Source organism: Nocardioides pakistanensis (assembly GCF_054781215.1).
This window is the reverse complement of record NZ_BAAGUV010000034.1, coordinates 149,120-174,090: the sequence shown is the minus strand read 5'-3', so window position 1 is coordinate 174,090 and position 24,971 is coordinate 149,120. Positions and strand designations below refer to the sequence as shown.

Annotated in this window: 24 protein-coding genes and 1 tRNA gene; 16 read left to right on the top strand and 9 right to left on the bottom strand. The window is 71.6% G+C overall.

Annotated elements, in window-relative coordinates; all coding sequences use genetic code 11:
- Nucleotides 1-21: 21 nt before the first annotated feature.
- Nucleotides 22-2,952 (bottom strand): PAS domain S-box protein, encoded by a 2,931-nt coding sequence (locus tag ACYVIH_RS14330; RefSeq protein WP_460870135.1) that lies wholly within the window; start codon nt 2,950-2,952, stop codon nt 22-24.
- A gap of 187 nt (nt 2,953-3,139) precedes the next feature.
- Between ACYVIH_RS14330 and ACYVIH_RS14325 the strand changes: the two genes are divergently transcribed.
- The 3 genes from ACYVIH_RS14325 (at nt 3,140) to recO (ending at nt 6,511) form a co-directional block, all read left to right on the top strand.
- The gene (locus tag ACYVIH_RS14325; RefSeq protein WP_460870134.1) at nt 3,140-4,009 is read left to right on the top strand and encodes an alpha/beta fold hydrolase; all 870 of its coding nucleotides are present in this window, start codon (nt 3,140-3,142) and stop codon (nt 4,007-4,009) included.
- A 105-nt stretch (nt 4,010-4,114) separates the two neighbouring features.
- Nucleotides 4,115-5,767 (top strand): sensor histidine kinase, encoded by a 1,653-nt coding sequence (locus tag ACYVIH_RS14320; RefSeq protein ID WP_460870133.1) that lies wholly within the window; start codon nt 4,115-4,117, stop codon nt 5,765-5,767.
- Between the two features lie 15 nt (nt 5,768-5,782).
- The gene (recO, locus tag ACYVIH_RS14315; RefSeq protein WP_460870132.1) at nt 5,783-6,511 is read left to right on the top strand and encodes a DNA repair protein RecO; all 729 of its coding nucleotides are present in this window, start codon (nt 5,783-5,785) and stop codon (nt 6,509-6,511) included.
- A gap of 10 nt (nt 6,512-6,521) precedes the next feature.
- On the opposite strand, the gene ACYVIH_RS14310 is transcribed toward recO, so the two are convergent.
- The gene (locus ACYVIH_RS14310) at nt 6,522-7,055 is read right to left on the bottom strand and encodes a MarR family winged helix-turn-helix transcriptional regulator (protein ID WP_460870131.1); all 534 of its coding nucleotides are present in this window, start codon (nt 7,053-7,055) and stop codon (nt 6,522-6,524) included.
- A 19-nt stretch (nt 7,056-7,074) separates the two neighbouring features.
- Between ACYVIH_RS14310 and ACYVIH_RS14305 the strand changes: the two genes are divergently transcribed.
- Nucleotides 7,075-7,872: an isoprenyl transferase gene (locus ACYVIH_RS14305; protein ID WP_460870130.1), complete on the top strand. Its 798-nt coding sequence runs from the start codon at nt 7,075-7,077 to the stop codon at nt 7,870-7,872.
- Nucleotides 7,873-7,953: 81 nt separating this feature from the next.
- On the opposite strand, the gene ACYVIH_RS14300 is transcribed toward ACYVIH_RS14305, so the two are convergent.
- Genes ACYVIH_RS14300 through ACYVIH_RS14285 form a run of 4 tightly spaced genes read right to left on the bottom strand, consistent with a single transcriptional unit; the run spans nt 7,954 to nt 11,126 of the window.
- Nucleotides 7,954-8,367, bottom strand: a complete 414-nt coding sequence (locus ACYVIH_RS14300) for a Fur family transcriptional regulator (RefSeq protein ID WP_460870129.1) — start codon at nt 8,365-8,367, stop codon at nt 7,954-7,956.
- Entirely contained in the window at nt 8,354-9,358 is a 1,005-nt protein-coding gene (locus ACYVIH_RS14295) for a metal ABC transporter permease (RefSeq protein ID WP_460870128.1), read from the bottom strand. The genes ACYVIH_RS14300 and ACYVIH_RS14295 overlap by 14 nt, the downstream gene beginning before the upstream one ends.
- Nucleotides 9,355-10,182 carry a metal ABC transporter ATP-binding protein gene (locus ACYVIH_RS14290; RefSeq protein ID WP_460870127.1) on the bottom strand — a complete coding sequence of 276 codons (828 nt, stop codon included), beginning with the start codon at nt 10,180-10,182 and terminating at the stop codon, nt 9,355-9,357. Before ACYVIH_RS14290 ends, ACYVIH_RS14295 begins: the two co-directional genes overlap by 4 nt.
- The gene (locus ACYVIH_RS14285; RefSeq protein WP_460870126.1) at nt 10,179-11,126 is read right to left on the bottom strand and encodes a metal ABC transporter substrate-binding protein; all 948 of its coding nucleotides are present in this window, start codon (nt 11,124-11,126) and stop codon (nt 10,179-10,181) included. The genes ACYVIH_RS14290 and ACYVIH_RS14285 overlap by 4 nt, the downstream gene beginning before the upstream one ends.
- A gap of 205 nt (nt 11,127-11,331) precedes the next feature.
- Between ACYVIH_RS14285 and ACYVIH_RS14280 the strand changes: the two genes are divergently transcribed.
- The 9 genes from ACYVIH_RS14280 (at nt 11,332) to ACYVIH_RS14240 (ending at nt 19,391) form a co-directional block, all read left to right on the top strand.
- Nucleotides 11,332-11,652, top strand: a complete 321-nt coding sequence (locus tag ACYVIH_RS14280) for an antibiotic biosynthesis monooxygenase family protein (protein WP_460870125.1) — start codon at nt 11,332-11,334, stop codon at nt 11,650-11,652.
- A gap of 90 nt (nt 11,653-11,742) precedes the next feature.
- Nucleotides 11,743-13,146 carry a glycine--tRNA ligase gene (locus tag ACYVIH_RS14275; protein WP_460870124.1) on the top strand — a complete coding sequence of 468 codons (1,404 nt, stop codon included), beginning with the start codon at nt 11,743-11,745 and terminating at the stop codon, nt 13,144-13,146.
- A gap of 34 nt (nt 13,147-13,180) precedes the next feature.
- Entirely contained in the window at nt 13,181-13,903 is a 723-nt protein-coding gene (locus ACYVIH_RS14270) for a sulfite exporter TauE/SafE family protein (RefSeq protein WP_460870123.1), read from the top strand.
- 63 nt (nt 13,904-13,966) lie between these two features.
- Nucleotides 13,967-14,635 carry a hypothetical protein gene (locus ACYVIH_RS14265; RefSeq protein WP_460870122.1) on the top strand — a complete coding sequence of 223 codons (669 nt, stop codon included), beginning with the start codon at nt 13,967-13,969 and terminating at the stop codon, nt 14,633-14,635.
- A gap of 51 nt (nt 14,636-14,686) precedes the next feature.
- Nucleotides 14,687-15,832 carry a tRNA dihydrouridine synthase DusB gene (gene dusB / locus ACYVIH_RS14260; protein WP_460870121.1) on the top strand — a complete coding sequence of 382 codons (1,146 nt, stop codon included), beginning with the start codon at nt 14,687-14,689 and terminating at the stop codon, nt 15,830-15,832.
- A 133-nt stretch (nt 15,833-15,965) separates the two neighbouring features.
- Nucleotides 15,966-16,832, top strand: coding sequence for an SH3 domain-containing protein (locus ACYVIH_RS14255; RefSeq protein ID WP_460870120.1), 867 nt, complete (start codon nt 15,966-15,968; stop codon nt 16,830-16,832).
- 6 nt (nt 16,833-16,838) lie between these two features.
- A complete protein-coding gene (locus ACYVIH_RS14250) occupies nt 16,839-17,498 on the top strand; it encodes a haloacid dehalogenase type II (RefSeq protein ID WP_460870119.1) in 660 nt (219 codons plus the stop codon).
- Between the two features lie 47 nt (nt 17,499-17,545).
- Nucleotides 17,546-18,835 (top strand): deoxyguanosinetriphosphate triphosphohydrolase, encoded by a 1,290-nt coding sequence (locus ACYVIH_RS14245; RefSeq protein ID WP_460870118.1) that lies wholly within the window; start codon nt 17,546-17,548, stop codon nt 18,833-18,835.
- Nucleotides 18,828-19,391 (top strand): DUF488 domain-containing protein, encoded by a 564-nt coding sequence (locus tag ACYVIH_RS14240; protein WP_460870117.1) that lies wholly within the window; start codon nt 18,828-18,830, stop codon nt 19,389-19,391. Before ACYVIH_RS14245 ends, ACYVIH_RS14240 begins: the two co-directional genes overlap by 8 nt.
- A gap of 4 nt (nt 19,392-19,395) precedes the next feature.
- Here ACYVIH_RS14240 and ACYVIH_RS14235 read toward each other — a convergent pair whose 3' ends face one another.
- Nucleotides 19,396-20,241, bottom strand: a complete 846-nt coding sequence (locus ACYVIH_RS14235; protein WP_460870116.1) for a hypothetical protein — start codon at nt 20,239-20,241, stop codon at nt 19,396-19,398.
- 299 nt (nt 20,242-20,540) lie between these two features.
- On the opposite strand from ACYVIH_RS14235, the gene dnaG reads away from it, so the two are divergent.
- From dnaG to ACYVIH_RS14220, 3 genes are all read left to right on the top strand, one after another.
- The gene (dnaG, locus tag ACYVIH_RS14230) at nt 20,541-22,457 is read left to right on the top strand and encodes a DNA primase (RefSeq protein ID WP_460870115.1); all 1,917 of its coding nucleotides are present in this window, start codon (nt 20,541-20,543) and stop codon (nt 22,455-22,457) included.
- Nucleotides 22,454-23,026, top strand: coding sequence for a hypothetical protein (locus ACYVIH_RS14225; protein WP_460870114.1), 573 nt, complete (start codon nt 22,454-22,456; stop codon nt 23,024-23,026). Before dnaG ends, ACYVIH_RS14225 begins: the two co-directional genes overlap by 4 nt.
- Before the next feature lie 65 nt (nt 23,027-23,091).
- A tRNA-Asn gene (locus ACYVIH_RS14220) sits at nt 23,092-23,164 on the top strand.
- A gap of 78 nt (nt 23,165-23,242) precedes the next feature.
- Here the strand turns inward: ACYVIH_RS14220 and ACYVIH_RS14215 are convergent.
- Nucleotides 23,243-24,043 (bottom strand): ABC transporter permease, encoded by an 801-nt coding sequence (locus ACYVIH_RS14215; RefSeq protein WP_460870113.1) that lies wholly within the window; start codon nt 24,041-24,043, stop codon nt 23,243-23,245.
- Nucleotides 24,044-24,053: 10 nt separating this feature from the next.
- The gene (locus ACYVIH_RS14210) at nt 24,054-24,968 is read right to left on the bottom strand and encodes an ABC transporter permease (RefSeq protein WP_460870112.1); all 915 of its coding nucleotides are present in this window, start codon (nt 24,966-24,968) and stop codon (nt 24,054-24,056) included.
- Between the last annotated feature and the right edge of the window lie 3 nt (nt 24,969-24,971).

The following is a 24,971-nucleotide window of genomic DNA, read 5'->3' as shown; positions in this document are numbered from 1 at the left end:
ACGCCGTGCCCGCGCTCTGCCTCAGCGCTGCTCGCCGTGGTCCCCGGTGGGAGCCAGCAGCGGGATCGTGACCCGGGCCTCGGTGCCGACCGTGTGCTCGGAGCGGATGGTGATCTCGCCGCCGTGGCTGTGCACGATCGACTGCACGATGGAGAGGCCGAGGCCGGTGCCCTTGATGGCACGCTCCTGGGCGATGCTGGAGCGGAAGAACCGGTGGAACAGGTTGGCCTGCTCCTCCTCGGGGATGCCGATCCCGGTGTCGCGGACCTCGATCACCGCCGCGTCGCCGGCGGAGGTGAGTGAGCACTCCACGCGGCCACCGTCCTCGGTGAACTTGATGGCGTTGCCGACCAGGTTGAGCACGACGCGCTCGAGCTGGCTGGCGTCGCCGAGGACGGTCACCGGCCCGTCGGGCGCCTCGAAGGCGACCATGAGCCGACGTTCCATCAGGGTCGGGCTCAGCGCCTCGAACGCCCGGGTGACGACCGAGGTGAGGTCGGTGGCGGTCTTCTCGAGGCTGAACGTCCCGGCCTCGATCCGCGACAGGGTGAGCAGGTCCTCGATCAGGGCGATCAGCCGCTCACCGTTGCGGCGTACCGCGTTGAGCAGCCGGTCCTGGTCGCCGGAGATCGCGCCGGCGGCACCGTCCTGGAGCATCTCGGTGTAGCCGACGATGCTCGTGATCGGGGTCCGCAGCTCGTGGCTGACCATGGAGACGAAGTCGTTCTTGGCCTGGTCGAGCTCCTGCAGGCGCTCGACGGCCTCGCGCTCCTTCTCGAGCGTCTCGAGCAGCAGCCTCTGGCTGCGCCGGGCCTCGGTCACGTCGCGGGCGACGGCGAGGTAGCCGATGTGGCTGCCGAACGCGTCGCGGACCGCGCTCAGCGACACCGCACACACCACCCGGCTGCCGTCCTTGCGGACCCAGGTCCAGTCCCGGGTCAGCGGCTCGCTGTCGACCCCGGCCACGATCGTCTCGAACCCGGCCCCGGTCCCGGTCGTCGCGGCGAGCTCGGCGAGCTCCTCCGGGTCGTGGAAGCTCTGCAGCCGCAGCCGGCCGATGACCTCCTCGTCGGTGTAGCCGAGCAGGTCGCGCGCGCCGGAGTTGAAGATCGTGATCGTGCCGCGCAGGTTCATCCCGATGAACGCGGTTGCGCTGGCCGAGTCGAGCAGGTGCTTGGTCATGCTCCGGACGTTGCGCTCGGCGGTGACGTCGATGCCGGTGAGCACGACGTGGCTGGGCCGTCCGGCCTCGTCGGTGAGCGGTGCGCTGGACCAGATCACCCGGCGCCGGTGGCCCTGCCGGGTGAGCAGGTCGCCCTCGAGCGTCGGGGTGTCCTCACCGGGCCGGGTGCGGTCGAGCAGGTCGCGCACCCGGGCCGCGTCCGCCGGCGGCACGATCGTCTCCCACAGGGTCCGGCCGAGCACCTGCTCCTCGGCGTAACCGCTGGCCTTCTCGGCCGCCGGGTTGAATCCGGCCAGCCGCCCCTCGACGTCGGCGACGACGATCAGCGCCGCGGTCGTGCCGAGGACGGCGGCGGTGAAGTCCTTCTCGCTGCGCAGCCGGGCGGCCGCGTCGTAGGCCTCGCTGATGTCGATGATCTGGGCGCTGAACATCATCTGCCCCGCCGACGTCGACAACGGCGAGATCGCAAAGCCGACCCGACGTTGGGGCAGGTCCGCCAGCCAGGTCTCCTCGCGCCAGCCGGCCAGGTTGCCGGCCTGCATCGCCGAGGCGACGTCGGCGAACGAGGTCTTGGTCGTGAACAGGGACTGGAGCGTCCGCTCCTCGAACCGGTCGGGCTCACCGCCGAGGATCGACGCGGCGGTCTGGTTGACCTCCTGGACCAGCAGCTCGCCGCGGGCGGTGACCGAGAGCAGCATCATCCCGACGAAGGACTCGCTGAAGCTCTTGCGGAACAGCTCCTCGCTGTGCGACACGCGGCGCATCGCCATCTCGCGCTGGTCGACCACGAGCGCCAGGGGCAGCACGACGAGGGCGGTGACGATCAGGAAGCTCTGGACCAGGGTCGCGGTGGCCGCGTCGCTGGAGACGCCGGTGCGGAAGCCATGGGCGAAGGGCCCGCCACCTGCGGCGGTGAGCACCGTGGTCAGGATGCCGAGCATGATCAGCTGGTAGGAGACCGTGCGCAGCCCGAAGCGCAGCGCCGCCCACAGCAGCAGCGGGATCGGCAGGAACGTCAGGCTGAGCTCCTGCCCGGGGCTGAACACGAAGAGCGTGGAGGCGAGCAGCAGGAGGGTCTGTACGACGAGCTCGGGACCCCGCCCGGCCAGCGTCGAGGGGCCCACCCGGAGGGCCAGCGGCGCGAAGACCAGGATCGCGGCCGCGTGGGAGGCCATCACCGCCAGCGCCGCCGGGAAGCCGTCACCGTCGAGCAGGAGCTGCACGGTCAGGCCGATGCCGACGCCCACCACCAGGTTGCCCAGCAGCATCGCCGACAGCAGCCGCCACAGGTCGTCCATGGCGCGCAGCGGGGACCGGCCGGAGCGGCCCCGGGTCAGCAACCACGCCACGACGTAGGCCTCGGCGGCGTTGGCGATGCCGAAGGCGGCCGCCGCCTCCGGGCTGCGGCCCGCGCTGTAGTTGGCCAGCCCGCTGAAGACCACGACCCCGACCGCAAGAGCGAGCATCCAGCTGCGGGGCAGCGCCACCAGCAGTGCGACGCTCAGGCCGGCCGCGGGCCACCAGACGGCGACGGTGGACCCTTCGGGGGCGAACAGCACCGAGCCGAGACCGAGCAGGTACACCCCGGTCAGCCCGAACAGCGCCACCAGCCAGGGCACGCGGGCGAGGGTCGTGTACGCCGAGCGGCCCGTGCCCTCCTCGACCGGCCGGCCGGAGGCGCTGCGCTGCGAGGGCATCGCGGCCTGGTGCTCGCTGCTCTCGGGGCGCGCCGCGACCGCCTCACCCGGCGCGGGTGCGCGATGGCTCATCGAGGCGCGCCCGTCGGCAGCAGGGGGCCTCCGAGATCCATGGTCTCCATCTTGGGCCATCTCGCCCGCGTTCGCGTCGTTTTCGACGGCGGAGTCGCGGATCCGACAACCAGAGTCCCCCGAGTCGAGCCCCCAGACTCGACTAGGCTCGGAGGTTCCACACCGGCCGGTCGAAAGGGTGGGCCTCATGGCAACGCTGGTCTCGGAGCGCATCGGGCAGTTCTTCATCGACCAGGAACGCCTGGAGTACACCGAGTACGGCGGCGGCGACCGGTGGGTCGTCCTCGTGCACGGGCAGCTCATGCCGCGCCGGATGCACCAGCCGCTCGCGCGCGCCCTCGCCGACGCCGGTTACCACGTCGTCACCGTGGACCTGCTCGGACACGGCCGATCCGACCGGCCGACCGACCCGATGGCCTACTCGATGACCGCGTTCGGCGAGCAGGTGATCGCGCTGCTCGACCATCTCGGGGCCGACCTGGCCGTCGTCGGCGGGACGTCGTTGGGCGCCAACGTCGGCCTCGAGGTCGCCGACCTGGCCCCGGAGCGCATCCGTGGGCTGCTGCTCGAGATGCCCGTGCTCGACAACGCCGTCGAGGCCGGGATCATGGCCTTCGCGCCGCTGATGTTCCTCGCCCGGTTCGTGCCGGTCTCGGTGACCGCCACCCGCGCGGTGACCCGGCTGGTGCCCCGTGGCCTGGTGCCGTTCTGGGCCGGGATCGTGCTCGACACCCTCAACCAGCGGCCGGCGCCGATGGCCGCGGCGATCCACGGCATCTTCTTCGGCCGGGTCGCGCCCTCGAGCAAGGCACGACGGCGGCTTCGGGTGCCCGCTCTCGTGGTGGGCCACCGCCGTGACCCGATCCACCCCTGGGCGGACGCCGCGATGCTCGCCGAGGAGATGCCGAACGCCCGGTTCGTCGAGGCCCACGGCATCCTCGAGTGGCGGCTGCGTCCCGAGCGGCTGACCGGGGAGGCGATCGCGTTCCTCGACGAGTGCCACCGGCCGGTCAGTCCGCGTCGTGCGCGCGCGGGACGGTCGGCCCGTCGTACCTGAGGTCGCGCTTGGGGTGGTTTCGCACGATTCCACCCCCAGGAACGAGCCGCGTCTGAGACCCTGATCACGTGCCGGGAGCCACCGGCGCGTCACACGGGGGGCAAGGTGCACAACGGGTCGCCGGTCATCAGGCGGGTAGGACAGCTGGTCACGGCCGAGACGGCCGACCCGCGCCTACCGCAGCTGGTCTTCCTGGCGCCGATCGCAGCGCTGCTGGTGCTGGTCGCCCTGGTGCAGCCCGCGACGCTCGCCGCGCCGGCCTTCGCCGCGGGCGCGGCGATGGTGGCGCTGGCCACCGTGGCCGCCTTCACGGTGCCGTGGACACGGCTCGAGCCGCTGGCCGTCGTCACCGTCCCGCTGCTCGACCTCGCGGCCATCGGCAGCATGCGGCTGGTGCCCAACATCGGCGCGGTCGCCGCGCTGGTCGTGTTCCCCGCGATGTGGCTCGGGCTGGTCTTCCGCCGGCGCGGGGTGGTGATCGCGACGGTGGGCTGTATCGCCGTGCTCACCGCTCCGGGCCTGCTCTACTACGGCCCGGGCCTCGACGGCTGGTCCCGGGCGGTGCTGCTGCCGATCATCACCGGGGTCGTGGCGCTGAGCACCAGCATCACCGCGGAGGTCTGGGACACCCAGCGGCAGGGGCTGGAGCGCCAAGGGGCCGAGCTCCAGGAGCTGCTGCGTGAGGTGACCCAGCACCGGCGGCTTACCGACGCGATCGTCGAGGCGGTCGACGTCGGCCTGCTCGCGCTGGGCGCCGACGGCGCATACAACTCGATGAACCCCCGGCACCAGGAGTTCATCCGGCTGGCCTACCCCGACGGGCACGGGGGGATGGCCGGCGAGCTGGGCTACGCCTTCGGCGAGGACCGGGTCACCCCGCTCTCCGAGGACCAGATGCCCTCGGTGCGCGCCGCGAGCGGGGAGGCGTTCAGCGACCTGGTCATGTGGATCGGCAAGGAGCCCGCGCAGCGCCGCGCACTGTCGGTCTCGGCCCGACCCTTCTACGACGAGACCGGCCGCTTCGACGGTTCGGTGCTGACCTACAAGGACATCACCGACCTGATGCGCGCGCTGCAGGTCAAGGACGAGTTCGTGGCGTCGGTCTCCCACGAGCTGCGAACCCCGCTGACCTCGATCCTCGGTTACGCCGACCTGATGGCCGAGCAGCACGAGGAGCTCCCGAGCGAGGTCAACCACTACCTCGGGGTGGTGCACCGCAACGCCGAGCGTCTGCTGCTCCTGGTCTCTGACCTGCTCAGCACCGCCCAGCTCGAGAGCGGGACGCTGCGGATGAACCCCGAGCCGACCGATCTCTCCGACGTGGTCCGCCACGCGGTCGAGGCGGTGCGCCGCAAGGCCGACGCGGGTGCGGTGAAGCTGCACGCCTCGATCCAGCAGATCCCCGACGTCGTGGTCGACCCCGCGCGGATGGGCCAGGTGGTCGACAACCTGGTCTCCAACGCGGTCAAGTACACCCTCTCCGGCGGTGAGGTCGCGGTGTGGTTCGCCGTCGAGGGCGACGAGGTGGTGCTGGACGTCCGCGACACCGGGATCGGGATTCCGGAGGAGGACCTGGCCAAGCTCTACACCAGGTTCTTCCGGGCCCGGACCGCCGAGGAGCGCGCGATCCCCGGTGTCGGGCTCGGCCTGGTCATCACCCGGGCCATCGTCGAGGCGCACGGCGGCGCGATCGAGCTGCAGAGCGCCGAGGGCGTGGGCACCACCGCGCGGGTCAGACTGCCGTTCGTGCCCGACTGAGCGACAATAGGAGGCGTGGGCCTCTACCGTGACGAAGCAGTCGTGCTGCGCACCCAGAAGCTGGGTGAGGCCGACCGCATCATCACCCTGCTGACCCGCAACACCGGCCGGGTCCGCGCGGTCGCCAAGGGGGTACGCCGCACCACCTCCCGGTTCGGGTCCCGGCTGGAGCCGTTCACCTACGTCGACCTCCAGCTCGCCGAGGGTCGCTCCCTCGACGTGATCACGCAGGCGGAGACGCTGGCGCCGTACGGCTCACGGATCGGTAGCGACTACGAGCGCTACACCGCCGGCACGGTGATGCTCGAGACCGCGGAGCGGCTGGTCGTGGAGGACAAGGAGCCCGCGCTCCAGCAGTTCCTGCTCCTGATCGGTGCGCTGCGCACGATGTCGTCGGGGGAGCGGGCTCCGGCGGCGGTGCTGGACTCGTTCCTGCTCCGGTCGCTGTCGGTCGCCGGTTACGCGCCGTCGTTCGACGCCTGTGCACGCTGCGGCGTCGAGGGGCCGCACCGCTCGTTCAGCCCCGCGGCCGGCGGCATGCTCTGCGGGGCCTGCCGCGTGCCGGGGTCGGCCAGCCCCGCACCGGAGACAGTGCTCCTGCTCGGGGCGCTGCTGGCCGGTGACTGGCCGGTCGTCGAGGTCAGCGAGCCGCGGCACCGCAAGGAGGCCAGCGGGATGATCGCCGCCTACCTGGCCTGGCACCTCGAACGCGGCCTGAAGTCCCTCAGCCACGTGCAGCGCTGAGACCGGCGGCTCAGCCGGTCTCCCGGTCGCGGCTCTTCTCCACGAGCGCCGAGATGGAGTCGTTGGCCTTGGCCAGCAACCGGGCCAGCTCCTCGCGGTCGCTGTCGGGCCAGTCGGCCAGCACCTGCTCGAGGCGACCGCGGCGGTAGGCGCGGGTGTGCGCGAGCACGGTCCGCCCCTCCTCGGTGAGGTCGACGATCCAAGCCCGTCGGTCGGCGGCGTCGGACCGGCGGCTGACCAGCCCCGCCTTCTCCAGGGCCTGCACCTGCCGGGTGATCGTGGACGGGTCCAGGCCGAAGGCGGAGGCGAGCAGGCCGAGCCGCTGGGCGCCCTCGTCGGCGAGGCGGCACATGATGCCGTAGGCCGAGCGGTCGAGGTCCATCTCGCCGGAGGAGGTCGAGATGTGGATGCTCTGGACCCGCCGCAGCAGGATCGTCATCTGCTGCTCGATGCGCTCGGTCACGCCGTCCAACTGGGCCCTCCCGGGGGTCTCCACCTCGGGCATCGCCGTGAGGCTTAGGTTGGTGGCGATCATACGGATCATCAGGCGGAGAGGACGGACGTTGGCGCGGACCAGCAGGACAGCCGGACGGCGCGAGGTACGACGACCGACCCCGCATCCCAGTGGCGCCCGTCCGCCCGCCGTACCCGCCGAGCTGGTGCCGCGACACGTCGCGGTGGTGATGGACGGCAACGGGCGCTGGGCCCAGGAGCGCGGGCTGCCGCGCACCGCCGGCCACGAGCAGGGGGAGCACTCGCTGTTCGACGTGGTCGAGGGTGCCATCGAGATCGGGGTCAAGGCGGTGTCGGCGTACGCCTTCTCCACCGAGAACTGGAAACGCTCGCCCGACGAGGTGCGGTTCCTGATGGGGTTCAACCGCGACGTGATCCGCCGCCGGCGCGACGAGATGCACGAGCTGGGTGTCCGGGTCCGCTGGGCGGGGCGCACCCCGCGGCTGTGGCGCTCGGTGATCAAGGAGCTGCAGGCCGCCGAGGAGCTCACCCGCGACAACGACGTGCTCACGCTGACGATGTGCGTGAACTACGGCGGCCGAGCCGAGCTCGCAGACGCCGCCCGGTCGATCGCCCGCGAGGTCGCCGCCGGCCGGCTGGACCCGGAGAGGGTCGACGAGTTGGTCTTCGCGCGGCACCTCTACGTGCCCGAGCTCGCCGACGCGGACCTGGTCTGGCGTACGTCGGGGGAGCAGCGGCTGTCGAACTTCATGCTCTGGCAGGCGGCCTACTCCGAGCTGGTGTTCACCGACGTCCTGTGGCCCGACGTGGACCGGCGGCACCTGTGGCAGGCGATCGACACCTACGCCCGCCGCGACCGTCGCTACGGCGGCGCCGACCCCGCCTGACTCCCATGTAATGCGGGGTTACCGACGCTTCACACGCGGCAGGCTGCCTGTGAAGCGTCCACAGCTCTGGGTAAGTGCGACTCAGCCGGCGCAGGCGGGGCAGGTGCCGAAGATCTCCAGCGTGTGGCTGACCTCGGTGAACCCGTGCTGCTCCGCCACCGACCTCGACCAGCGCTCCACCGTCGGTCCCTCGACCTCGACCGTGCGGCCGCACGAGCGGCAGACCAGGTGGTGGTGGTGGGTCGTGCTGCAGCGGCGGTACACCGCTTCGCCGTCCTCGGTGCGCAGCACGTCGAGGTCGCCGTTGTCGGCGAGCGCCTGCAGCGTCCGGTAGACCGTCGACAGCCCGACGTTCTCGCCGTTGCGCCGCAGCAGCTCGTGGATCTCCTGGGCGCTGCGGAAGTCGTCGCACGACTGCAGGGCGGTGGCGACCGCGCGTCGCTGGCGGGTGGGGCGGCTGCCGGCGAGGGGGATGTCGTTGCTAGTGCTCGTCATAGTGGCTCCCGTGCGGTGCGTGGCGGTGCCCGTCGTGGACGTAGTCGACGTGGTCTCCGTGGGGCACGGCGAGGTGCCCGCAGTCGTCGCCGTGCCGGTGGGTGTGTGCTTCGGGTACGACGGTGTGCTCGTCGTCGTGGGTCGCGGATCCGACCGTCGCGGCGAACGGCGCCTGCATCCGGGTGCGCCGGCGCAGGAACACCCCGAGCGGCCAGGCGGCCATGAACCCGGCGAGGGCGATCAGCACGATCGTCGCGCCGGGCGCCACGTCGACGTAGGCCGACGCCAGGAAGCCGCTCACCGCGGCCGCCGTGCCCAGCCCCATCGCCGCGAACATCGTGGTCCGGAACCCCTGGGTGAGCTGCTGCGCAGTCGCGACCGGCACCACCATCAGCGCGCTGACCAGGAGCAGGCCGACGGTGCGCATCGCGACGGTGACCGTGACCGCGGCCATCACCGCGACCAGCAGGTTGTAGAAGCGCACGTGCAGCCCGGCCACCTGCGCGAACTCCTGGTCCTGGGCGACCGCGAACAGCTGGGGTGCCAGCCCGACCCCGACGAGGACCACCAGCGCGGCCAGCCCGACGGTGAACCAGACGTCGGTCGTGGACAGGGTCGTGATCGACCCGAACAGGTAGGAGTTCAGCTTGCCGGCGCTCTGCCCGGCCAGACCGGTGAGCAGCACGCCGCCGGCGATGCCGCCGTAGAACAGCATCGCGAGCGCGACGTCGCCGCTGGTGTTGCCCTTCTCCCGGATCACCTCGATCACGACGGCGCCCAGGATCGCCACCACCACCGCGGTGATCAGCGGGGAGGTGCTGGTGAGCAGCCCGAGGGCGACGCCGGTCACCGCGATGTGGCCGATGCCGTCGCCCATCAGCGCGAGCCGGCGCTGCACGAGGTAGGTGCCGACGGCCGGTGCGGCCAGGCCGGTGAACAGGGCGGCGACGAGCCCGAGGACCACGAAGTCGTAGGCGAGGATGCTCATCATCGGTGCTCCTCACGGGTCGGGAGGTCCAGCGGCGAGACGACCGACGGGGCGTGGTCGGTGCGGTGCTCGCCGAGGTCGGGGTGGTGGTGGCCGTGGTCGGCCCAGCCGTGCTCGTCGGCGTCGGTGAACGACGCCAGCGGGGGACCGTCGTAGGCGATCCGGCCGTCGCGCATCACCACGGTGCGGTCGACCAGCGGGGCGAGCGGGCCGAGCTCGTGGGCGACCAGGATGATCGTCGCGCCCTTGTCGACCAGCGACGCGAGCGTGTCGGCGAAGGTCTGCTGGCTGACCAGGTCGACACCGGCCATCGGCTCGTCGAGGACGAACAGGTCGGGCTCGCCGGCGAGTGCTCGGGCGATCAGGGCGCGCTGCTGCTGGCCACCCGACAGCGTCGAGCACCCCTCGTGCATCCGGTCGGTGAGACCGACCGCGGCGATCGCCTCGCGGATGGCGGTGCGGTCGGCCTTGCGGAGCGGCCTGAGGAGGCGCCGACGGGACAGCCGGCCGGCCGCGACGACCTCCCGGACCGAGGCCGGCACGCCGCTGGTGGCGCTGGCGCGCTGGGGCACGAAGCCGATCCGGTGCCAGTCACGGAACTGCGTCAGCGGCCTGCCGAACAGGCTGACCTCGCCCCGGGTGGTCGGTACCAGGCCCATCAGGGTGCGGACCAGGGTGGACTTGCCGGACCCGTTGCCGCCCAGCAACGTCACGAACTCGCCCTGGCGGACGGTGAGGTCGATCCCGCGCAGGATCGGTCGCCCGCCCAGGCTGACGTTGCCGTCGCTGACCTGGACGACGAGGGGGGCGTCGGTGGCCGCGCTCATCGGCATCCGTTCGCGGTCCGCAGGGCGTCGAGGTTCGCGCGCATGAGGGAAAGGTAGTCCTCGTCGGCGGTGTCGTCGCTGAGTCCTTCGAGCGGGTCGAGCACCGCGGTCTCGACGTCGAGCTCGCGGGCGAGGGTCTCGGCCATGGCGGGGCTGGCAAGGCTCTCGGAGAAGACCGTGGTGATCCCCTCCTCCTCGATGATCTCGGCGAGCTCGCCGAGGTGTGCCGGCGAGGGCTCGGCGTCCGGGGAGAGCCCCGCGATCGGCTCGAAGTGCAGGCCGTACTTCTCCAGGTAGCCGAACGCGTCGTGGCTGACCACGACGGTGTCGAGGCTGCACTCGGCAAGACCGGTCCGGTAGTCGGCGTCCAGCGTCTCCAGGTCCTCGCGCAACGCCTTCAGGTTCGCCGCGTAGTCGCCGGCGTTGTCGGGGTCGACCTCGGCCATCTGCTCCTGCACCGCGGTCGCGACCTCGACCATGCGCACCGGGTCGAGCCAGAAGTGCAGGTCGCCCTCGGCATCGGCGTGTGCCTCGTGGTCCGCCGCGGACTCACCCTTGTGCGCCGCCTCGTCGAGAGGGGCGAGCTCGACGACCTCGGTGGCCTCGATCGTGTGCTCGGGGCCGTGCTCGGCGACCGCCTCGTCCACGGCCGGCTGCAGGCCAGCCTCGTAGACCATCAGGTCCGCCTCGGTGATCTCGGCGGTCTGGCGCAGCGACATCTCCAGATCGTGCGGCTCCTGGCCGGGGGAGGTGAGGTTCACGACCTCCGCGTGGTCGCCGACCACCCGCTGTGCGACGTACTCCAACGGGTAGAAGGAGGTCACCACCCGCGGCCCCTCCGCAGACTCGCCGCCCAACGGACCCCCGCAACCGGCGAGGAGGACGGAGGCGGCGACCGCGGCCGGGGCGGTGCGGCGCAGGGTGGGGCTCGACAGGATCTTCATGACAATCATTGTCAACACAAATGACAACCGTTTTCAACTCTTGGTGGCCGTGGGTCTCGAGACGCTCGCTCCGCTCGCTCCTCGACCACCGGCCGCGGCTCGCTCCTCGACCACTGGCCGGGGCTCGCTCCTCGACCACCGGCCGGGCGCGCTCCTCGACCACCGGCGGGGGCGTGGCTCTCGATCACCGGGTAGCGTCCGGGGTGTGCTGGTGGTCAACAGGTTCCGGGTCGAGGAGCCGGCGGACGCGTTCGCCGAGCAGCTCGCGGCGGCGCACGAGGTGCTCGCGAGCAAGCCCGGGTACGTCGACGGGGTGGTCGGGCGCAACATCGACGACCCGTCGCTGTGGGTGCTCCAGACCCGCTGGGTCAACGTGGGGAGCTACCGCCGGGCGTTGTCGGCCTACGACGTGAAGGTGGGCGTCGTACCCCTGCTGTCGCAGGCGGTCGACGAGCCGTCGGCCTACGAGCTGGTGGACGCGGCCGCGGGAGACCTCAACGAGGCCCGCCCCCGCGAGCTGGGCTGACCTGGGGACATTTCCCGTTGTCCTGCTCGATAGTCTGAGGGTTCGCCGTCAGCCAGCCGGCGTTCCCCTGACGCATCGGAGCAGTCCCCCATGAGCAAGGCCGCCAACAAGTCCTCCGCCCTCGACCAGGTCGTGTCGCTGTGCAAGCGCCGCGGCTACGTGTTCCCCAGCGGTGAGATCTACGGCGGCACCAGGTCCGCCTGGGACTACGGGCCGCTCGGTGTGGAGCTGAAGGAGAACATCAAGCGCCAGTGGTGGAAGTCGATGGTGACCTCGCGTGAGGACGTCGTCGGCCTGGACTCCTCGGTGATCCTGCCCACGCGCACCTGGGAGGCCTCGGGCCACCTGGCGACGTTCAGCGACCCGCTCACGGAGTGCCAGAGCTGCCACAAGCGGTTCCGGGTCGACCACATGCAGGAGGCGTACGCCGCCAAGAAGGGCATCGACGACCCCGACACCGTGAAGCTCGACGACCTGGCGTGCCCCAACTGCGGCACCCGCGGGGCCTGGACCGAGCCGCGCAACTTCAACATGATGCTCAAGACCTACCTCGGTGTGATCGAGGACGAGTCCGGCCTGCACTACCTGCGGCCCGAGACCGCGCAGGGCATCTTCCTGAACTTCGTCAACGTCATGAACGCCTCGCGCAAGAAGCCGCCGTTCGGCATCGCGCAGACCGGCAAGAGCTTCCGCAACGAGATCACGCCGGGCAACTTCATCTTCCGCACCCGCGAGTTCGAGCAGATGGAGATGGAGTTCTTCGTCAAGCCCGGCGAGGACGAGGAGTGGCACCAGGAGTGGATCAACACCCGGCTGAAGTGGTACGTCGACCTCGGCATCGACCCTGACAACCTGCGGCTCTACGAGCACCCGCAGGAGAAGCTGTCGCACTACTCCAAGCGCACCGTCGACATCGAGTACCGCTTCGGCTTCAGCGGCCGTGACTTCGAGGAGCTCGAGGGCGTCGCGAACCGCACCGACTTCGACCTCTCGCAGCACAGCGAGTTCTCCGGCCAGGACCTGTCGTTCTACGACCAGGCGACCGGCGAGCGCTACACGCCGTACGTGATCGAGCCGGCAGCCGGTCTGACCCGCTCGTTCATGGCCTTCCTGATCGACGCCTACACCGAGGACGAGGCACCCAACACCAAGGGCGGTGTCGACAAGCGCACCGTGCTCCGGCTCGACCATCGCCTGGCGCCGGTGAAGATCGCGGTCCTGCCGCTGTCGCGCAACGCCGACCTGTCCCCGAAGGCCAAGGACCTCGCGGCCGAGCTGCGCCAGCACTGGAACGTCGAGTTCGACGACTCCGGCGCGATCGGCCGACGCTACCGCCGCCAGGACGAGATCGGGACGCCGTACTGCGTCACCGTGGACTTCGACACCCTCGAGGACAACGCGGTGACCATCCGCGAGCGGGACTCGATGAAGCAGGAGCGGATCGGCCTCGACCACGTGAAGGGCTACTTCGCCGAGCGCCTGCTCGGGTGCTGATGTCCGGTGCCGCCGTGACCGGGTGCCGGCTCCGGTGGACCTGACCCTGCTCCTGACGGCCGCGGTGCTCGCCTTCGCCGCGGCCGTCCAGATGACCAGTGGATTCGGGTTCGCGCTGGTGGCCGTGCCGCTGCTCGCGCTGGTCACCGGCCCGCACACCGCGATCCTGCTCGCGCTCGTCAGCGGCATGCTGTTCAACGCCTGGCAGGCCGCCGAGGGGCGCGGCCACCGTGATGCGGCGGTGGTCCGCCGCCTGCTCGCCGGCTCCGCGTTCGGCCTGCCGGTGGGGTACGTCGTGTTCCGGTCCATCGACGAGGGTCCGCTCACCGTCCTGGTCGGTGCGCTGGTGCTGGTCGCGGTGCTCGTGCTCGCGACCGGGTGGCAGTTCCCGGCCGTCTCGCGGACCGCGGACGTGGCGACGGGGCTGCTCACCGGCGTGCTGACGACCTCGACCGGCACCAACGGGCCACCGATCGTCACGCTGCTCCAGGGGCGACGGCTGCCACCGCACGAGTTCCGGTCGACCGTCACGCTGGTCTTCCTGGTGCTGAACGTCGCGGCGCTCGCGGTGTTCGCGGTGACCGGAGCGCTCACCGGTGAGGTGCTGAGGACCGCGTTGTGGTGCGGGCCGGCGCTGCTGGCCGGCGGGGTGGCCGGCTACCGGACGCGCAGCCTGCTGGCGCCCGCGGCGTTCCGCGCCCTCGTGCTCGGCCTGCTGACCGCGGCCGGCGTCACCGCTGTCGTGACCGGCCTGTAACGACCCCGCGTGCGCCGGCCGGGCGTGCGCCTGGACTCACCACCTGCATGTCACGATGTGCGGGTGAACGGCTGGAGAACGCGTACGTCCCGAACCGCTGCTGCCACCGCCGTCGCCGCCCTCGTGCTCGCCTCGTGCGGCGGGGGAGACGGCGACGAAGCGGAGGAGACACCGAGCCCGACCGTGTCCCCGTCCCCCTCCTCGACGGTGGCCGTGCCTGCGGGCGTCGAGCTCACCGACGTGGGGGCGGACCTGACCTTCGGTGACACCGCGGCGGTGATCTTCGAGCCGAACCAGAAGCGGGGCAGCGTGCTGGCGCTGACGGTGAAGAAGGCCGAGCGTGGCCGCACCAAGGACTTCTCCGGGTTCATCCTGGACGACTACACGCGCAACGCCACGCCGTACTACGTGGACGTCGCGGTGAAGAACGTCGGAGAGGGCGACGTCGGCGGCAGCCCGGTCCCGCTGTGGGGCGTCGACGCGCAGAACACGCTGCTGCCCGCGGCCAGCTTCACCACCAGCTTCCGCAAGTGCCCCTCCGAGCGGCTGCCGAAGAAGTTCGGACCCGAGGCGTCCTTCTCCACCTGCCTGGTCTTCCTCGCCCCGGACAAGGGCACGATGGAGGCGGTGAGCTTCCGGCCCAACCAGGAGTTCGACCCGATCGAGTGGACCGGTGACATCGCCGGCCCGGCGCAGAAGCCGAAGCCGAAGAAGAAGGCGAAGCGGGGCTAGCCGCCCTCGGCGATTTGGGCCGGTCCGGGACGTCCGGGGACAATGGCGGCCATGACCACCACCCCCACCGTGCCCCGGGAGCTCGTCCTGGGCAGCCTCCGTGTCGACACGCCCGTCGTGCTGGCGCCGATGGCGGGGATCACCAACGCCGCCTACCGGCGGCTGTGCCGCGAGCAGGGCGCGGGGCTCTACGTCTGCGAGATGATCACCTCCCGCGGCGTCGTCGAGCGCGACGCGACGACGATGTCGATGCTCACCTTCGACGAGCTCGAGGACGTCCGCTCGGTCCAGCTCTACGGCACCGACCCGGTCTACATCGGCAAGGCCACCGAGATCCTCTGCGCGGAGTACGGCGTCAACCACATCGACCTCAACTTCGGCTGCCCGGTGCCCAAGGTCACCCGCAAGGGCGGCGGCGGTGCGCTGCCGTGGAAGCGCACGTTGCTGGGGGAGATCCTCACCGCGGCGGTCGCGGCGGCCGAGCCGTACGACGTGCCGGTGACCATGAAGACCCGCAAGGGCATCGACGAGGACCACCTGACCTACCTCGACGCCGGCCGGATCGCGCAGGAGACCGGGGTCGCCGCGATCGCGCTGCACGGCCGCACGGTGAGCCAGGCCTACTCCGGCCAGGCCGACTGGGACGCGATCGGTGACCTCGTGCAGCACGTCGACATCCCGGTGCTCGGCAACGGCGACATCTGGGAGGCCGGCGACGCGATCGCGATGGTCGAGCAGACCGGGGCGGCCGGTGTGGTCGTCGGCCGGGGCTGTCTCGGCCGGCCGTGGCTGTTCCGCGACCTGGCCGCCGCGTTCGCCGGCGAGCAGGTGGCCACCTTGCCGACCCTCGGCGAGGTCACCACGATGATGCGCCGGCACGCCGAGCTGCTGGCCCAGCACATGGGCGAGGAGCGCGGCTGCAAGGAGTTCCGCAAGCACATCTCCTGGTACCTCAAGGGCTTCTCCGCCGGGGGTGAGCTCCGGCACTCGCTCGGCCTGGTCAGCACGTTGGCCGACCTGGACCGGTTGCTCGAGCGGCTCGACCCGGCCGAGCCGTTCCCCGTCGCGGAGCTCGGCACGCCGCGGGGGCGGCAGGGCAGCCCGCGGCGCGTCGTACTCCCCGAGGGGTGGCTCGACGACACAGACGGCTCCGGGTGGGGGGTCCGGGAGGACGCCTCGGAGATGTCGGGCGGCTGACCGCCCGGTCTGGGCCACCGCCGAGGCGTGGTTTCAGCCACGCCGAGCGGGGGCAGTTTGTCCCCGGCGGGGGCACTTGTGCTTCACTCGGACCCGGACTTCTTCACGTCAAGACACTGGTTGGTGATTCGTCGTGGCGTCAGCTCGCCACAAGCACGTGCTCCGCGCCGAGCCCCCGCGCGGACGACGCCTGCGCCGCATGGCGCTGCCGGCCGCGGCCGTCCTGGCCCTGGGTGGCACCACGACCGCCCTCGCGTGGCCGGACGCCCCGGAGCAGTCGACGGCGGCGATCTCGTTCAACGTGCCGGAGACGGTCGCCTCACCCGTCCCCATGCGCGTGGCGCCGATCTCCCGCTCCGCGGAGCGGGTCCGGCTCGAGGCGAAGCCCCCGAAGGCCGTCGGGCACATGTTCGCCACCGCGGCGGTGAACATCCGCACCCAGCCGTCGGAGCAGGCCCCGCGGGCGGGCTCCCTCGAGTGGGGCGAGAAGGTCCCGGTCTCGGGGAAGACCCGGGGTGAGTGGACCGAGGTGGTCATCGACAAGACCTCGCTGTGGGTCAACAGCGCCTACCTCGCGGAGAAGAAGCCGCGCCCGGAGCCGGAGGAGGAGCAGTCGGTGGCCGGGGCCGTGTCGTCGGTCGTCTCCGCCGCCGCGTGTGCGAGCGGATCCGACGTCGAGGCCGGGCTGGTCGCCAACGCGATCGCGGTGCACCGAGCGGTCTGCGCGGCCTTCCCGTCGATCACCTCCTACGGCGGGGTGCGCGAGGACAGCGGCGAGCACGGCACCGGTCAGGCGCTCGACATCATGGTCTCCGGTGACCTCGGCTGGGAGATCGCGGAGTACGTCCGCGCCAACGCCGGCGACCTCGGGGTCAGCGAGGTGCTGTACTCGCAGAAGATCTGGACCGTCGAGCGCAGCAGCGAGGGCTGGCGCTCCATGGAGGACCGCGGGTCGACCACGGCCAACCACTACGACCACGTGCACGTCACGGTCTACTGACCCACCATGCCCGCGCCGTCGGTGGTCGTCTTCGACGTCAACGAGACCCTGTCCGACCTCTCACCCCTGGGGGACCGGTTCCGAGAGGTCGGTCTCGACGCCTCGCTGGCGCCGCTGTGGTTCGCCTCGGTGCTGCGTGACGGATTCGCGCTGACCGCGGCCGGGGCCACGGCACGGTTCGCGGACCTCGGCGCGGAGGTGCTCCGGTCACTGCTGCCGTCCAGCGCTGACGCCGACCGGGCGACCGATCACGTTCTGGCCGCGTTCATGGAGCTGAGCCTGCACCCGGACGTGGTGCCGGGCATCCGGGCGCTTCGGGCCGCCGGCCTGCGGCTGGTGACGATGAGCAACGGCTCGAGCGCGGTGGCGGAGTCGCTCTTCGCCGGCACCGGTGTGCGCGACGAGCTCGAGCACCTGCTGTCCGTGGAGGAGGCGGGGGTCTGGAAGCCCGCCGCGGGCGCCTACCGGTTCGTCGCCGAGCGTTGCGGGGTCGACGTCGGCGACCTGGTGATGGTCGCGGTGCACCCCTGGGACCTCGACGGCGCCGCGCGGACGGGCCTGCGCACGGCCTGGGTGGACCGCGACGGCCGGCCCTACCCGTCGTACGCCACCGCGCCGACGTGGACGGTCTCGTCGATCGAGGAGCTCGCGGACGTCCTCCGCTGACGTGACCGGGCCGGTGCTGTCGGCGGCGGGCAGTAGGGTGCGAGGCGATGGGGTCGATGGAGAGGCTGTACGACGACGCCTCGTGCGCCCGCTGGGTGGACGAGCCGCCCAAGCGTGCCGAGCGGACCCCGTTCGAGCGTGACCGTGCCCGACTCGTGCACTCCGCGGCGCTGCGCCGGCTGGCCGCCAAGACCCAGGTCGTCGACCCGACGACCGACGACTTCGTCCGCAACCGGCTGACCCACACCCTCGAGGTCGCCCAGGTCGCCCGCGACCTCGCCAAGACGCTCGGCTGCGACCCCGACATCGTGGAGACCGCGGCGCTCGCCCACGACATCGGGCACCCGCCGTTCGGGCACAACGGCGAGCGCCTGCTCGACGAGGTGGCGCAGGCGTGCGGCGGCTTCGAGGGCAACGCCCAGACCCTGCGGATCTTGACCCGGCTGGAGGCCAAGTCCACCGATGCGGAGGGTCGCTCGGTGGGTCTGAACCTCACCCGCGCCACCCTTGACGCCAGCACGAAGTACCCCTGGACCCGCGACGACGCCCCGCGTGGCAAGCGGGTCGACTCCGACGGGGAGCTCTCGCCGGTCCGCAAGTTCGGCGTGTACGACGACGACCTGGCCGTGTTCACCTGGATGCGCGAGGGGGCCGAGCCGGGGCAGCGCTGCCTCGAGGCGCAGGTGATGGACCTCTCCGACGACGTCGCGTACTCCGTCCACGACCTGGAGGACGGCATCGTCGCCGGCCGCATCGAGCTCTCCGGGCTGCTCGACGCCGGTAGGCGCCGCGCGGTGTGGCACACCGTGCGCGACTGGTACCTCCCCGACGTCCTCGACGCCGAGCTCGACGACGCCCTCGCCCGGCTGCAGGCGATGCCGTCGTGGCCGGACGCTCCGTTCGACGGCAGCCGGCCTGCCCAGGCAGCGTTGAAGAACCTCACCAGCGACCTGATCGGTGCGTTCTGCACCAGCGTCCAGCACGCGACCCACGACAAGTACGGCACCGGGCCGCTCAGCCGCTACGCCGCCGACCTCGTGGTGCCGCGGGAGACGGGGCTGGCGATCGCGGTCCTGAAGGGGATCGCCGCTCACTTCGTGATGCAGGCCGCGGACCGGGTCAGCCTGATGGCCACCCAACGGGAGATCCTGGCCGAGCTGGTGGTGGCGCTGGTCGACCGGGGGCCGGAGGCGCTCGAGCCGGCCTTCCGCGACGACCACGCCCGGGCCGGCTCCGACGCCGCGCGGCTGCGGGTGGTGGTCGACCAGGTCGCCTCCCTCACCGACGCCTCTGCGGTGCAGTGGCACGAGCGGCTGGTCCGACGCCGCCGTGGCTGACCCGCACCCGTCCCGCTCGGAGCCCGCCGGACCTGCCCTGCTCACGGTCGGCCATGGCCGCCTCGACGAGGAGGGCCTCGGAGCTCTCCTGCAGGATGCGTCGGTGGAGCTGCTGGTCGACGTACGCCGGTTCCCGGGGAGCCGCGCGAACCCAGCGGTCAGCCGGGACGCGCTCCCCGGTTGGCTGCCCGGCCTGGGCATCGACTACCGCTGGGAGGAACGGCTCGGCGGTCGCCGCAGGCGTGACAAGGGCGACCAGGGTGACCCGTGGTGGCGGGTCGAGGCGTTCGCCGCCTACGCCGCGCACACCAGGACGCCGGAGTTCCGCGACGCGATGACCGAGCTGCTCGACGAGCTCGCGGAGCGCCGGGTGGCCGTGATGTGCAGCGAGAGCGTGTGGTGGCGCTGCCACCGACGGGTGATCGCCGACGTCGCGGTCGTCGCACACGGAGTCCTGGTGCGCCACCCCATGCACGACGGCCGGCTCACCACCCACGAGCCGTCCGACGGCGCGCGGCTGCGCGAGGACGGGCTCGTCGTGTGGGACCGCGCCTGACCGGTCAGATCCAGGGACGCAGCCGGCTGAACAGGTCGGGAGCGAGCGCCTCCCGACGGGTCTGCATCCAGCGGTTGCCGTGCTCGCTGGCCCAGCCGAGGTCGACCAGGTCGTGCTGCGCCGACGCGGGTGCCGGCTCGGATGGTGGCTCCTCGAGGTCGACCCCGCGGCGCACCAGCTCCGCGCCGAGCCACTCGACCGCGTCCACCCCGTGGCGGCGCCGGCCATGGTCGTCGACGAGAACCGGCACGATCTCGCCGCCGGCCGACCAGGACCTCCGCCAGTCGCGCACGAGCCGCCACGCTGCCGCGGTCACCGGGGCGCCGGTGACGTCGACCGCGTAGCCCCAGTCGCGGAGCAGGTCGCTCGAGGAGTGGCCGCTGCGGACGACGTCGACGAGCAGGGTGCGCACCAGGCGGGCGTCGCCCAGGTCCACCGCGTGCATCCAGAACGCGTCGAACAGCAGCTGCCGTGCCGGGCCTCCCACGCCGGCCAGCGCCGCCTCGGCATAACCGGACACCGCCGGCTTGGTGTACGGCACGAACCCGGCGAGCGCGTGCGGCAGCCGCTCACCCGGGAGCAGCCGGCGGGTGACGTGGTCCAGGTCGCGCCGGGTGAGAGCGAGCCGGGCGGCGGGGGAGGGCCCACGGCCGGGTGCCGGGCGGTCGTGCTCGACCATCCGCCAGTCCACCTGCACGCCCGCCCGCTCCAGCAGCGCGGCCCGGCGGGAGGCCAGATAGCTCCAGGGGCAGGTCAGGTCTCCGTAGAGGACGATCCCGGCCGGTTCGCGCTCGAGCGACTCGGCGGCACCGAAGGCGGTGACGGTGGTGGTTTCGGCGGTGACGGTCATGGCTTCCCTTCCTCCTCGTGATGAGATTTAGGCAACATTGTTGTGACCTAAATCGGCAGGGTCGACGGTCCCTTGCGCATCGCCGGCCGGTGCGCTCCATCGCTGTCGGAGGGGCAGAGTCGCAGGATGTCCGCCGGCAGGCTCGGCTTCGCCGTCACCACAGGTCAGCTGACCTGTGGTGACGGCTCGGGGCCCGATTTCGGTGTCAGAAGCGTTCAGCTGAGCTGTTGTGGCGATGGCGCGGCGATGCTTGTGCATCGCCGGCCGGTGCGTCCGTCGTACGACGTAGACTCCGCCTCGTGGCAGGCCTGATCCGTGAGGAAGACATCGCGCTGGTGCGCGAGCGCGCCCGGATCGACGAGGTGGTCTCCGACTACGTCACGCTGCGCAACGCCGGCGGCGGCTCGCAGAAGGGGCTGTGTCCCTTCCACGACGAGAAGTCGCCGTCCTTCCACGTCACCCCCGCCCGCGGGTTCTTCCACTGCTTCGGCTGCGGGGAGGGCGGCGACGTCATCGACTTCCTGATGAAGATCGACGGTCTCGGGTTCGCCGAGTCCGTCGAGCGGCTGGCCGACAAGTACGGCGTGCAGCTGCGCTACACCGAGGGTGCCGAGCGGCCCCAGCGCCGTGACGCCAACCTGCGGCCGCGGCTGATCGAGGCGCACAAGGCGGCTGCCGCGTTCTACGTCGAGCAGCTCGGCTCGCCGGGGGCGCTGGCCGGCCGCCAGTTCCTCGCCGAGCGCGGGTTCGACAAGGACGCCGCCGAGACGTTCGGGGTCGGCTTCGCCCCGCGCGACGGCGACGCGCTCTACAAGCACCTGCGGCAGAAGGGCTTCCGCGACGAGGAGCTCGTCACCGGCGGTCTCGTCGCGCAGGGCCGCAGCGGCCACTACGACCGGTTCCGAGGGCGGCTGCTGTGGCCGATCCGGGAGACCAACGGCGACGTGATCGGCTTCGGGGCGCGGCGGCTGTTCGACGACGACCGGGTCGAGGCGAAGTACCTCAACACCCCTGAGACGCCGATCTACAAGAAGAGCCACGTGCTCTACGGCATCGACCTGGCCCGCCGGGACATCGCGCGGACCTCGCAGGCCGTGGTGGTCGAGGGCTACACCGACGTGATGGCCTGCCACCTGGCCGGCGTCAACACCGCCGTCGCCACCTGCGGCACCGCCTTCGGCGAGGACCACGGCCGGGTGCTGCGCCGCCTGCTGCACGACCACGAGGAGTTCCGCGGCGAGGTGATCTTCACCTTCGACGGCGACGAGGCCGGCCAGCGGGCGGCGCTGCGCGCCTTCGGTGGTGACCAGCAGTTCGTCAGCCAGACCTATGTCGCTGTGGAGCCGGACGGTCTCGACCCCTGCGACCTGCGGCTGCAGAAGGGCGACGCGGCGGTGCGCGAGCTGGTCGCCCGGCGGATCCCGCTCTACCGGTTCGTGCTCAGCAACGTCGTCTCCCGCTACGACCTCGACCGCGCCGACGGCCGGATCGACGCGCTGCGCGAGGCGGCCAAGCTGGTGTCGAGCATCCGTGACCGTTCGAAGGTCGAGGCGTTCGCCCGCGAGCTGTCCGGCATGGTCGGTGTCGACGTCGAGCAGGCCCGGGCAGAGGTACGTCGAGCAGCGGCGCGTGGCCCCAAGGCCGACGAGCGGCGTCGGCCCGGCTCCGCTCCGGCATCCGCGCCGGCAGGCGGACCGTCGTACACCGAGGCACGGCCGGCGGCCCCACCGCTGCCGGACCTGCGTGACCCACGCTTCGCGCTGGAGCGGGAGACACTGAAGCTCGTCGTGCAGCACCCTGCGGCCGTCGGTCAGATGGCTGCCGAGGTCGACGGCCATGACTTCACCCACCCGACCTACCGCGCGGTGTGGGACGCGATCGCCGCCCTGGGTGGTCCGTCGGCAGGCAACGACGGCTGGGTGTCGCGGCTGCGCGAGAAGACCACCGACGAGGCTGCGGCGCACACGCTGAACGCGCTCGCCGTGGAGCCGTTGCTGTCGGCGAAGGAGCCCGATGCGGCCTACGTCGCCGCCCACGTCTACCGACTGCAGGAGCTGACCACGCTCCGCCGGATCACCGACCTGAAGTCCAAGCTGCAGCGCACGAACCCGGTCGACCACGCGACCGACTACAACCGGATGTTCGGCGAGCTCGTCGCGCTCGAGCAGCACCGGCGCAACCTGCGCGAGCGGGCGATCGGCGGCGAGACGCTGTGATCCGCAACCCGTTCAAGCGCGGCGTGAGCGTGCCCGACGAGGTGGTGGCAGCGGCCGCGCTCCGGCCGGGGGAGAAGGTCCTCGCCGGCACCCGCACCACCGACGGCCGTTGGCTGCTCGGCACCCGCGACGCCCTGCAGGTCGTCGGGACGCCGGGGGCCGAGCCCGGGCCGGTGGTCGAGCCCGGGCCGGTGGTCGAGCCCGTCGAGACCCGGATCCCCTGGGAGCAGATCGAGCGCGCGGACTGGGACGGCGACGCGCAGCGGCTCGTGGTGGTCGAGGTCGGCGAGTTCGGCCGGGTCCAGCCGCGGCACGAGTTCCCCGTGGCCGAGCCGGGCCTGCTCCTGGAGCTGGTTCGCGAGCGGGTGACCGCCTCGGTGGTCCTCCAGCGGCGCGTCGCCGTGCACGGCAAGCGTGGCCTGCTGGTGATCGGCAGGAGGGCGCCCGGCGGAGACGGCGCCGTCTCATGGGCCTACCAGTTCGACGCCGGTGTCGATCCCGAGGACCCCGCCGTGCTCGCCGCGGCAGAGGCGGGACTGCGCGCGGCCGAGGCCGATCTCGGCATGTGACGCGGCTGGGGCTCCTCGATTTAGCGTGAGGGCGGATCACTTGCTAACCTATCGGCGCTGCGCGATCCCCTGTAGCTCAATTGGCAGAGCATTCGGCTGTTAACCGGAGGGTTGTTGGTTCGAGTCCAACCGGGGGAGCTCACGGAAGACGAAGGCCCTTCGGGGCCTTTCGTCGTTTCAGGGGGGGGTCGCGTCGCCCGGGCGGGGCCGGAGCTGTCAGTGCAGGCCCTCGGTGTCGCCGGAGAGCTTCTGGGCCAGCCAGATCGGCACGATCGACAGCAGGATCAGCACGACGGCCACCACGTTGACGACCGGCGCCTGGTTGGGGCGGAAGAGGTTCTCCAGGATCCAGATCGGCAGCGTGGTCACGGTCGACCCGGCGGTGAACGTGGTCACGATGATCTCGTCGAAGCTGAGCGCGAACGCCAGCAGGCCGCCGGCGAGCAGGGCGGAGCGCAGCTGCGGGAAGGTCACCAGCCGGAACGTCGTCCACAAGCCGGCGCCGAGGTCGGCCGACGCCTCCTCCAGGCTCCCGCCGAGCCGGCGCAGCCGGGCCTGGACGTTGTTGAACACGGTGACGATCGTGAACGTCGCGTGCGCCACGATCAGCGTCATCAGGGACAGCTGGATGGCGAGGATGCCACGGAAGGCGTTGTTCAGCGCGATGCCGGTGACGATGCCGGGCAGCGCGATCGGCAGGATCACGAGCAGGTTCACCGAGCTCTTGCCGAAGAAGTCGAACCGCTGCAACGCCAGGGAGAGCAGCGTGCCGAGCACCAACGCGATCCCCGTCGCGGCGAGAGCCACCTCCACGCTGGTGACCACCGCGTCGCGGGCGCCCTGGCTGCGCCACGCACGACCCCACCACTCCAGGGTGAACCCGTCGAGCGGCCAGGTCATCGCCTGGTTGGGGTTGAACGAGTTGACCAGTACGACGAGCAGCGGCACGTAGAGCACGGCGAGCACGAGGACGGTCGCGAGAGCCAGCAGTCGGCGGGCGGTCTTGCTCAGGGTCATGCCGGGTCCTTCACAGGTTCTCCAGGGCGCCGGTCCGGCGGACCGCGGCGAGGAAGACGATCATGATCGTGATCGGGATCAGCGCCACCGCGGCCGCGAGCGGCAGGTTGTTGGCCGCACCGGCGTTGGTGTACACGAGGTTGCCGAGCATCTGGTTGGCACCGCCCACGATGTTGACGGTGATGTAGTCACCCAGCGTCAGCGAGAACGAGAAGATGGAGCCGGCGATGATCGCGGGCAGCAGCAGCGGGAACATCACCGACCGGACGGTCTGCCCGGTCCGCGCGCCCAGGTCGCTCGAGGCGTCGAGCAGCGAGTCCGGCACCCGCTCGAGGCCGGCGTAGATCGGCAGGATCACGTAGGGCAGCCAGATGTAGGCCTGGGTGATCACGATCGCGGGCAGCCCGTAGCCGGGCGACTGCACACCCAGCGGCGCCCCGAGCCACTCGATGAGCCCGCCGTCGGAGAGCGTCGACCGCCAGGCGTAGGCCTTCACCAGGTAGCTGGCCCACAGCGGGGTGAGCACGGCGATGACCAGGAACCGCTGGAGCCGGGGCGAGGCCACCTTCGCCATGTAGAACGCGATCGGCAGCGCCACCAGTACGTCGATCACCGTGACCAGCAGGGCGATCCCGATCGTGCGCACGGTGACCGTGCGGTACAGCGACCCGGTGAGCACCGTGCGGATGTTGTCGAAGGTCCACACCGACCGGTCGAGGTCGCCGGTGAAGCTGTCGACGGTCCACAGCGCGGTGATCAGCAGGGAGGCCAGCGCGACGACGTACACCAGCACCAGCCAGGCCAGTGGTGCGGACAGCAGCAGGCCGAGCCGGAGCCACCGCAACCTGCTGAGCTGGGAGGAGATCCGCCGCGCGGCCGTCGCCCGGGGGACGGGGACGGCCGCGCGGGCGGTGTCGGAGGACATGCA

What these genes read in the sequence shown, in the direction of transcription:
- ACYVIH_RS14310 (WP_460870131.1), bottom strand. Translation starts at nt 7,055, where the DNA reads ATGATCCGTATGATCGCCACCAACCTAAGCCTCACGGCGATGCCCGAG.
- dusB (WP_460870121.1), top strand. Translation starts at nt 14,687, where the DNA reads ATGACCACCACCCCCACCGTGCCCCGGGAGCTCGTCCTGGGCAGCCTC.
- ACYVIH_RS14210 (WP_460870112.1), bottom strand. Translation starts at nt 24,968, where the DNA reads ATGTCCTCCGACACCGCCCGCGCGGCCGTCCCCGTCCCCCGGGCGACG.
- ACYVIH_RS14295 (WP_460870128.1), bottom strand. Translation starts at nt 9,358, where the DNA reads ATGATGAGCATCCTCGCCTACGACTTCGTGGTCCTCGGGCTCGTCGCC.
- ACYVIH_RS14330 (WP_460870135.1), bottom strand. Translation starts at nt 2,952, where the DNA reads ATGAGCCATCGCGCACCCGCGCCGGGTGAGGCGGTCGCGGCGCGCCCC.
- ACYVIH_RS14245 (WP_460870118.1), top strand. Translation starts at nt 17,546, where the DNA reads ATGGGGTCGATGGAGAGGCTGTACGACGACGCCTCGTGCGCCCGCTGG.
- ACYVIH_RS14290 (WP_460870127.1), bottom strand. Translation starts at nt 10,182, where the DNA reads ATGAGCGCGGCCACCGACGCCCCCCTCGTCGTCCAGGTCAGCGACGGC.
- ACYVIH_RS14325 (WP_460870134.1), top strand. Translation starts at nt 3,140, where the DNA reads ATGGCAACGCTGGTCTCGGAGCGCATCGGGCAGTTCTTCATCGACCAG.
- ACYVIH_RS14300 (WP_460870129.1), bottom strand. Translation starts at nt 8,367, where the DNA reads ATGACGAGCACTAGCAACGACATCCCCCTCGCCGGCAGCCGCCCCACC.
- ACYVIH_RS14285 (WP_460870126.1), bottom strand. Translation starts at nt 11,126, where the DNA reads ATGAAGATCCTGTCGAGCCCCACCCTGCGCCGCACCGCCCCGGCCGCG.
- ACYVIH_RS14215 (WP_460870113.1), bottom strand. Translation starts at nt 24,043, where the DNA reads ATGACCCTGAGCAAGACCGCCCGCCGACTGCTGGCTCTCGCGACCGTC.
- ACYVIH_RS14250 (WP_460870119.1), top strand. Translation starts at nt 16,839, where the DNA reads ATGCCCGCGCCGTCGGTGGTCGTCTTCGACGTCAACGAGACCCTGTCC.
- ACYVIH_RS14275 (WP_460870124.1), top strand. Translation starts at nt 11,743, where the DNA reads ATGAGCAAGGCCGCCAACAAGTCCTCCGCCCTCGACCAGGTCGTGTCG.
- ACYVIH_RS14235 (WP_460870116.1), bottom strand. Translation starts at nt 20,241, where the DNA reads ATGACCGTCACCGCCGAAACCACCACCGTCACCGCCTTCGGTGCCGCC.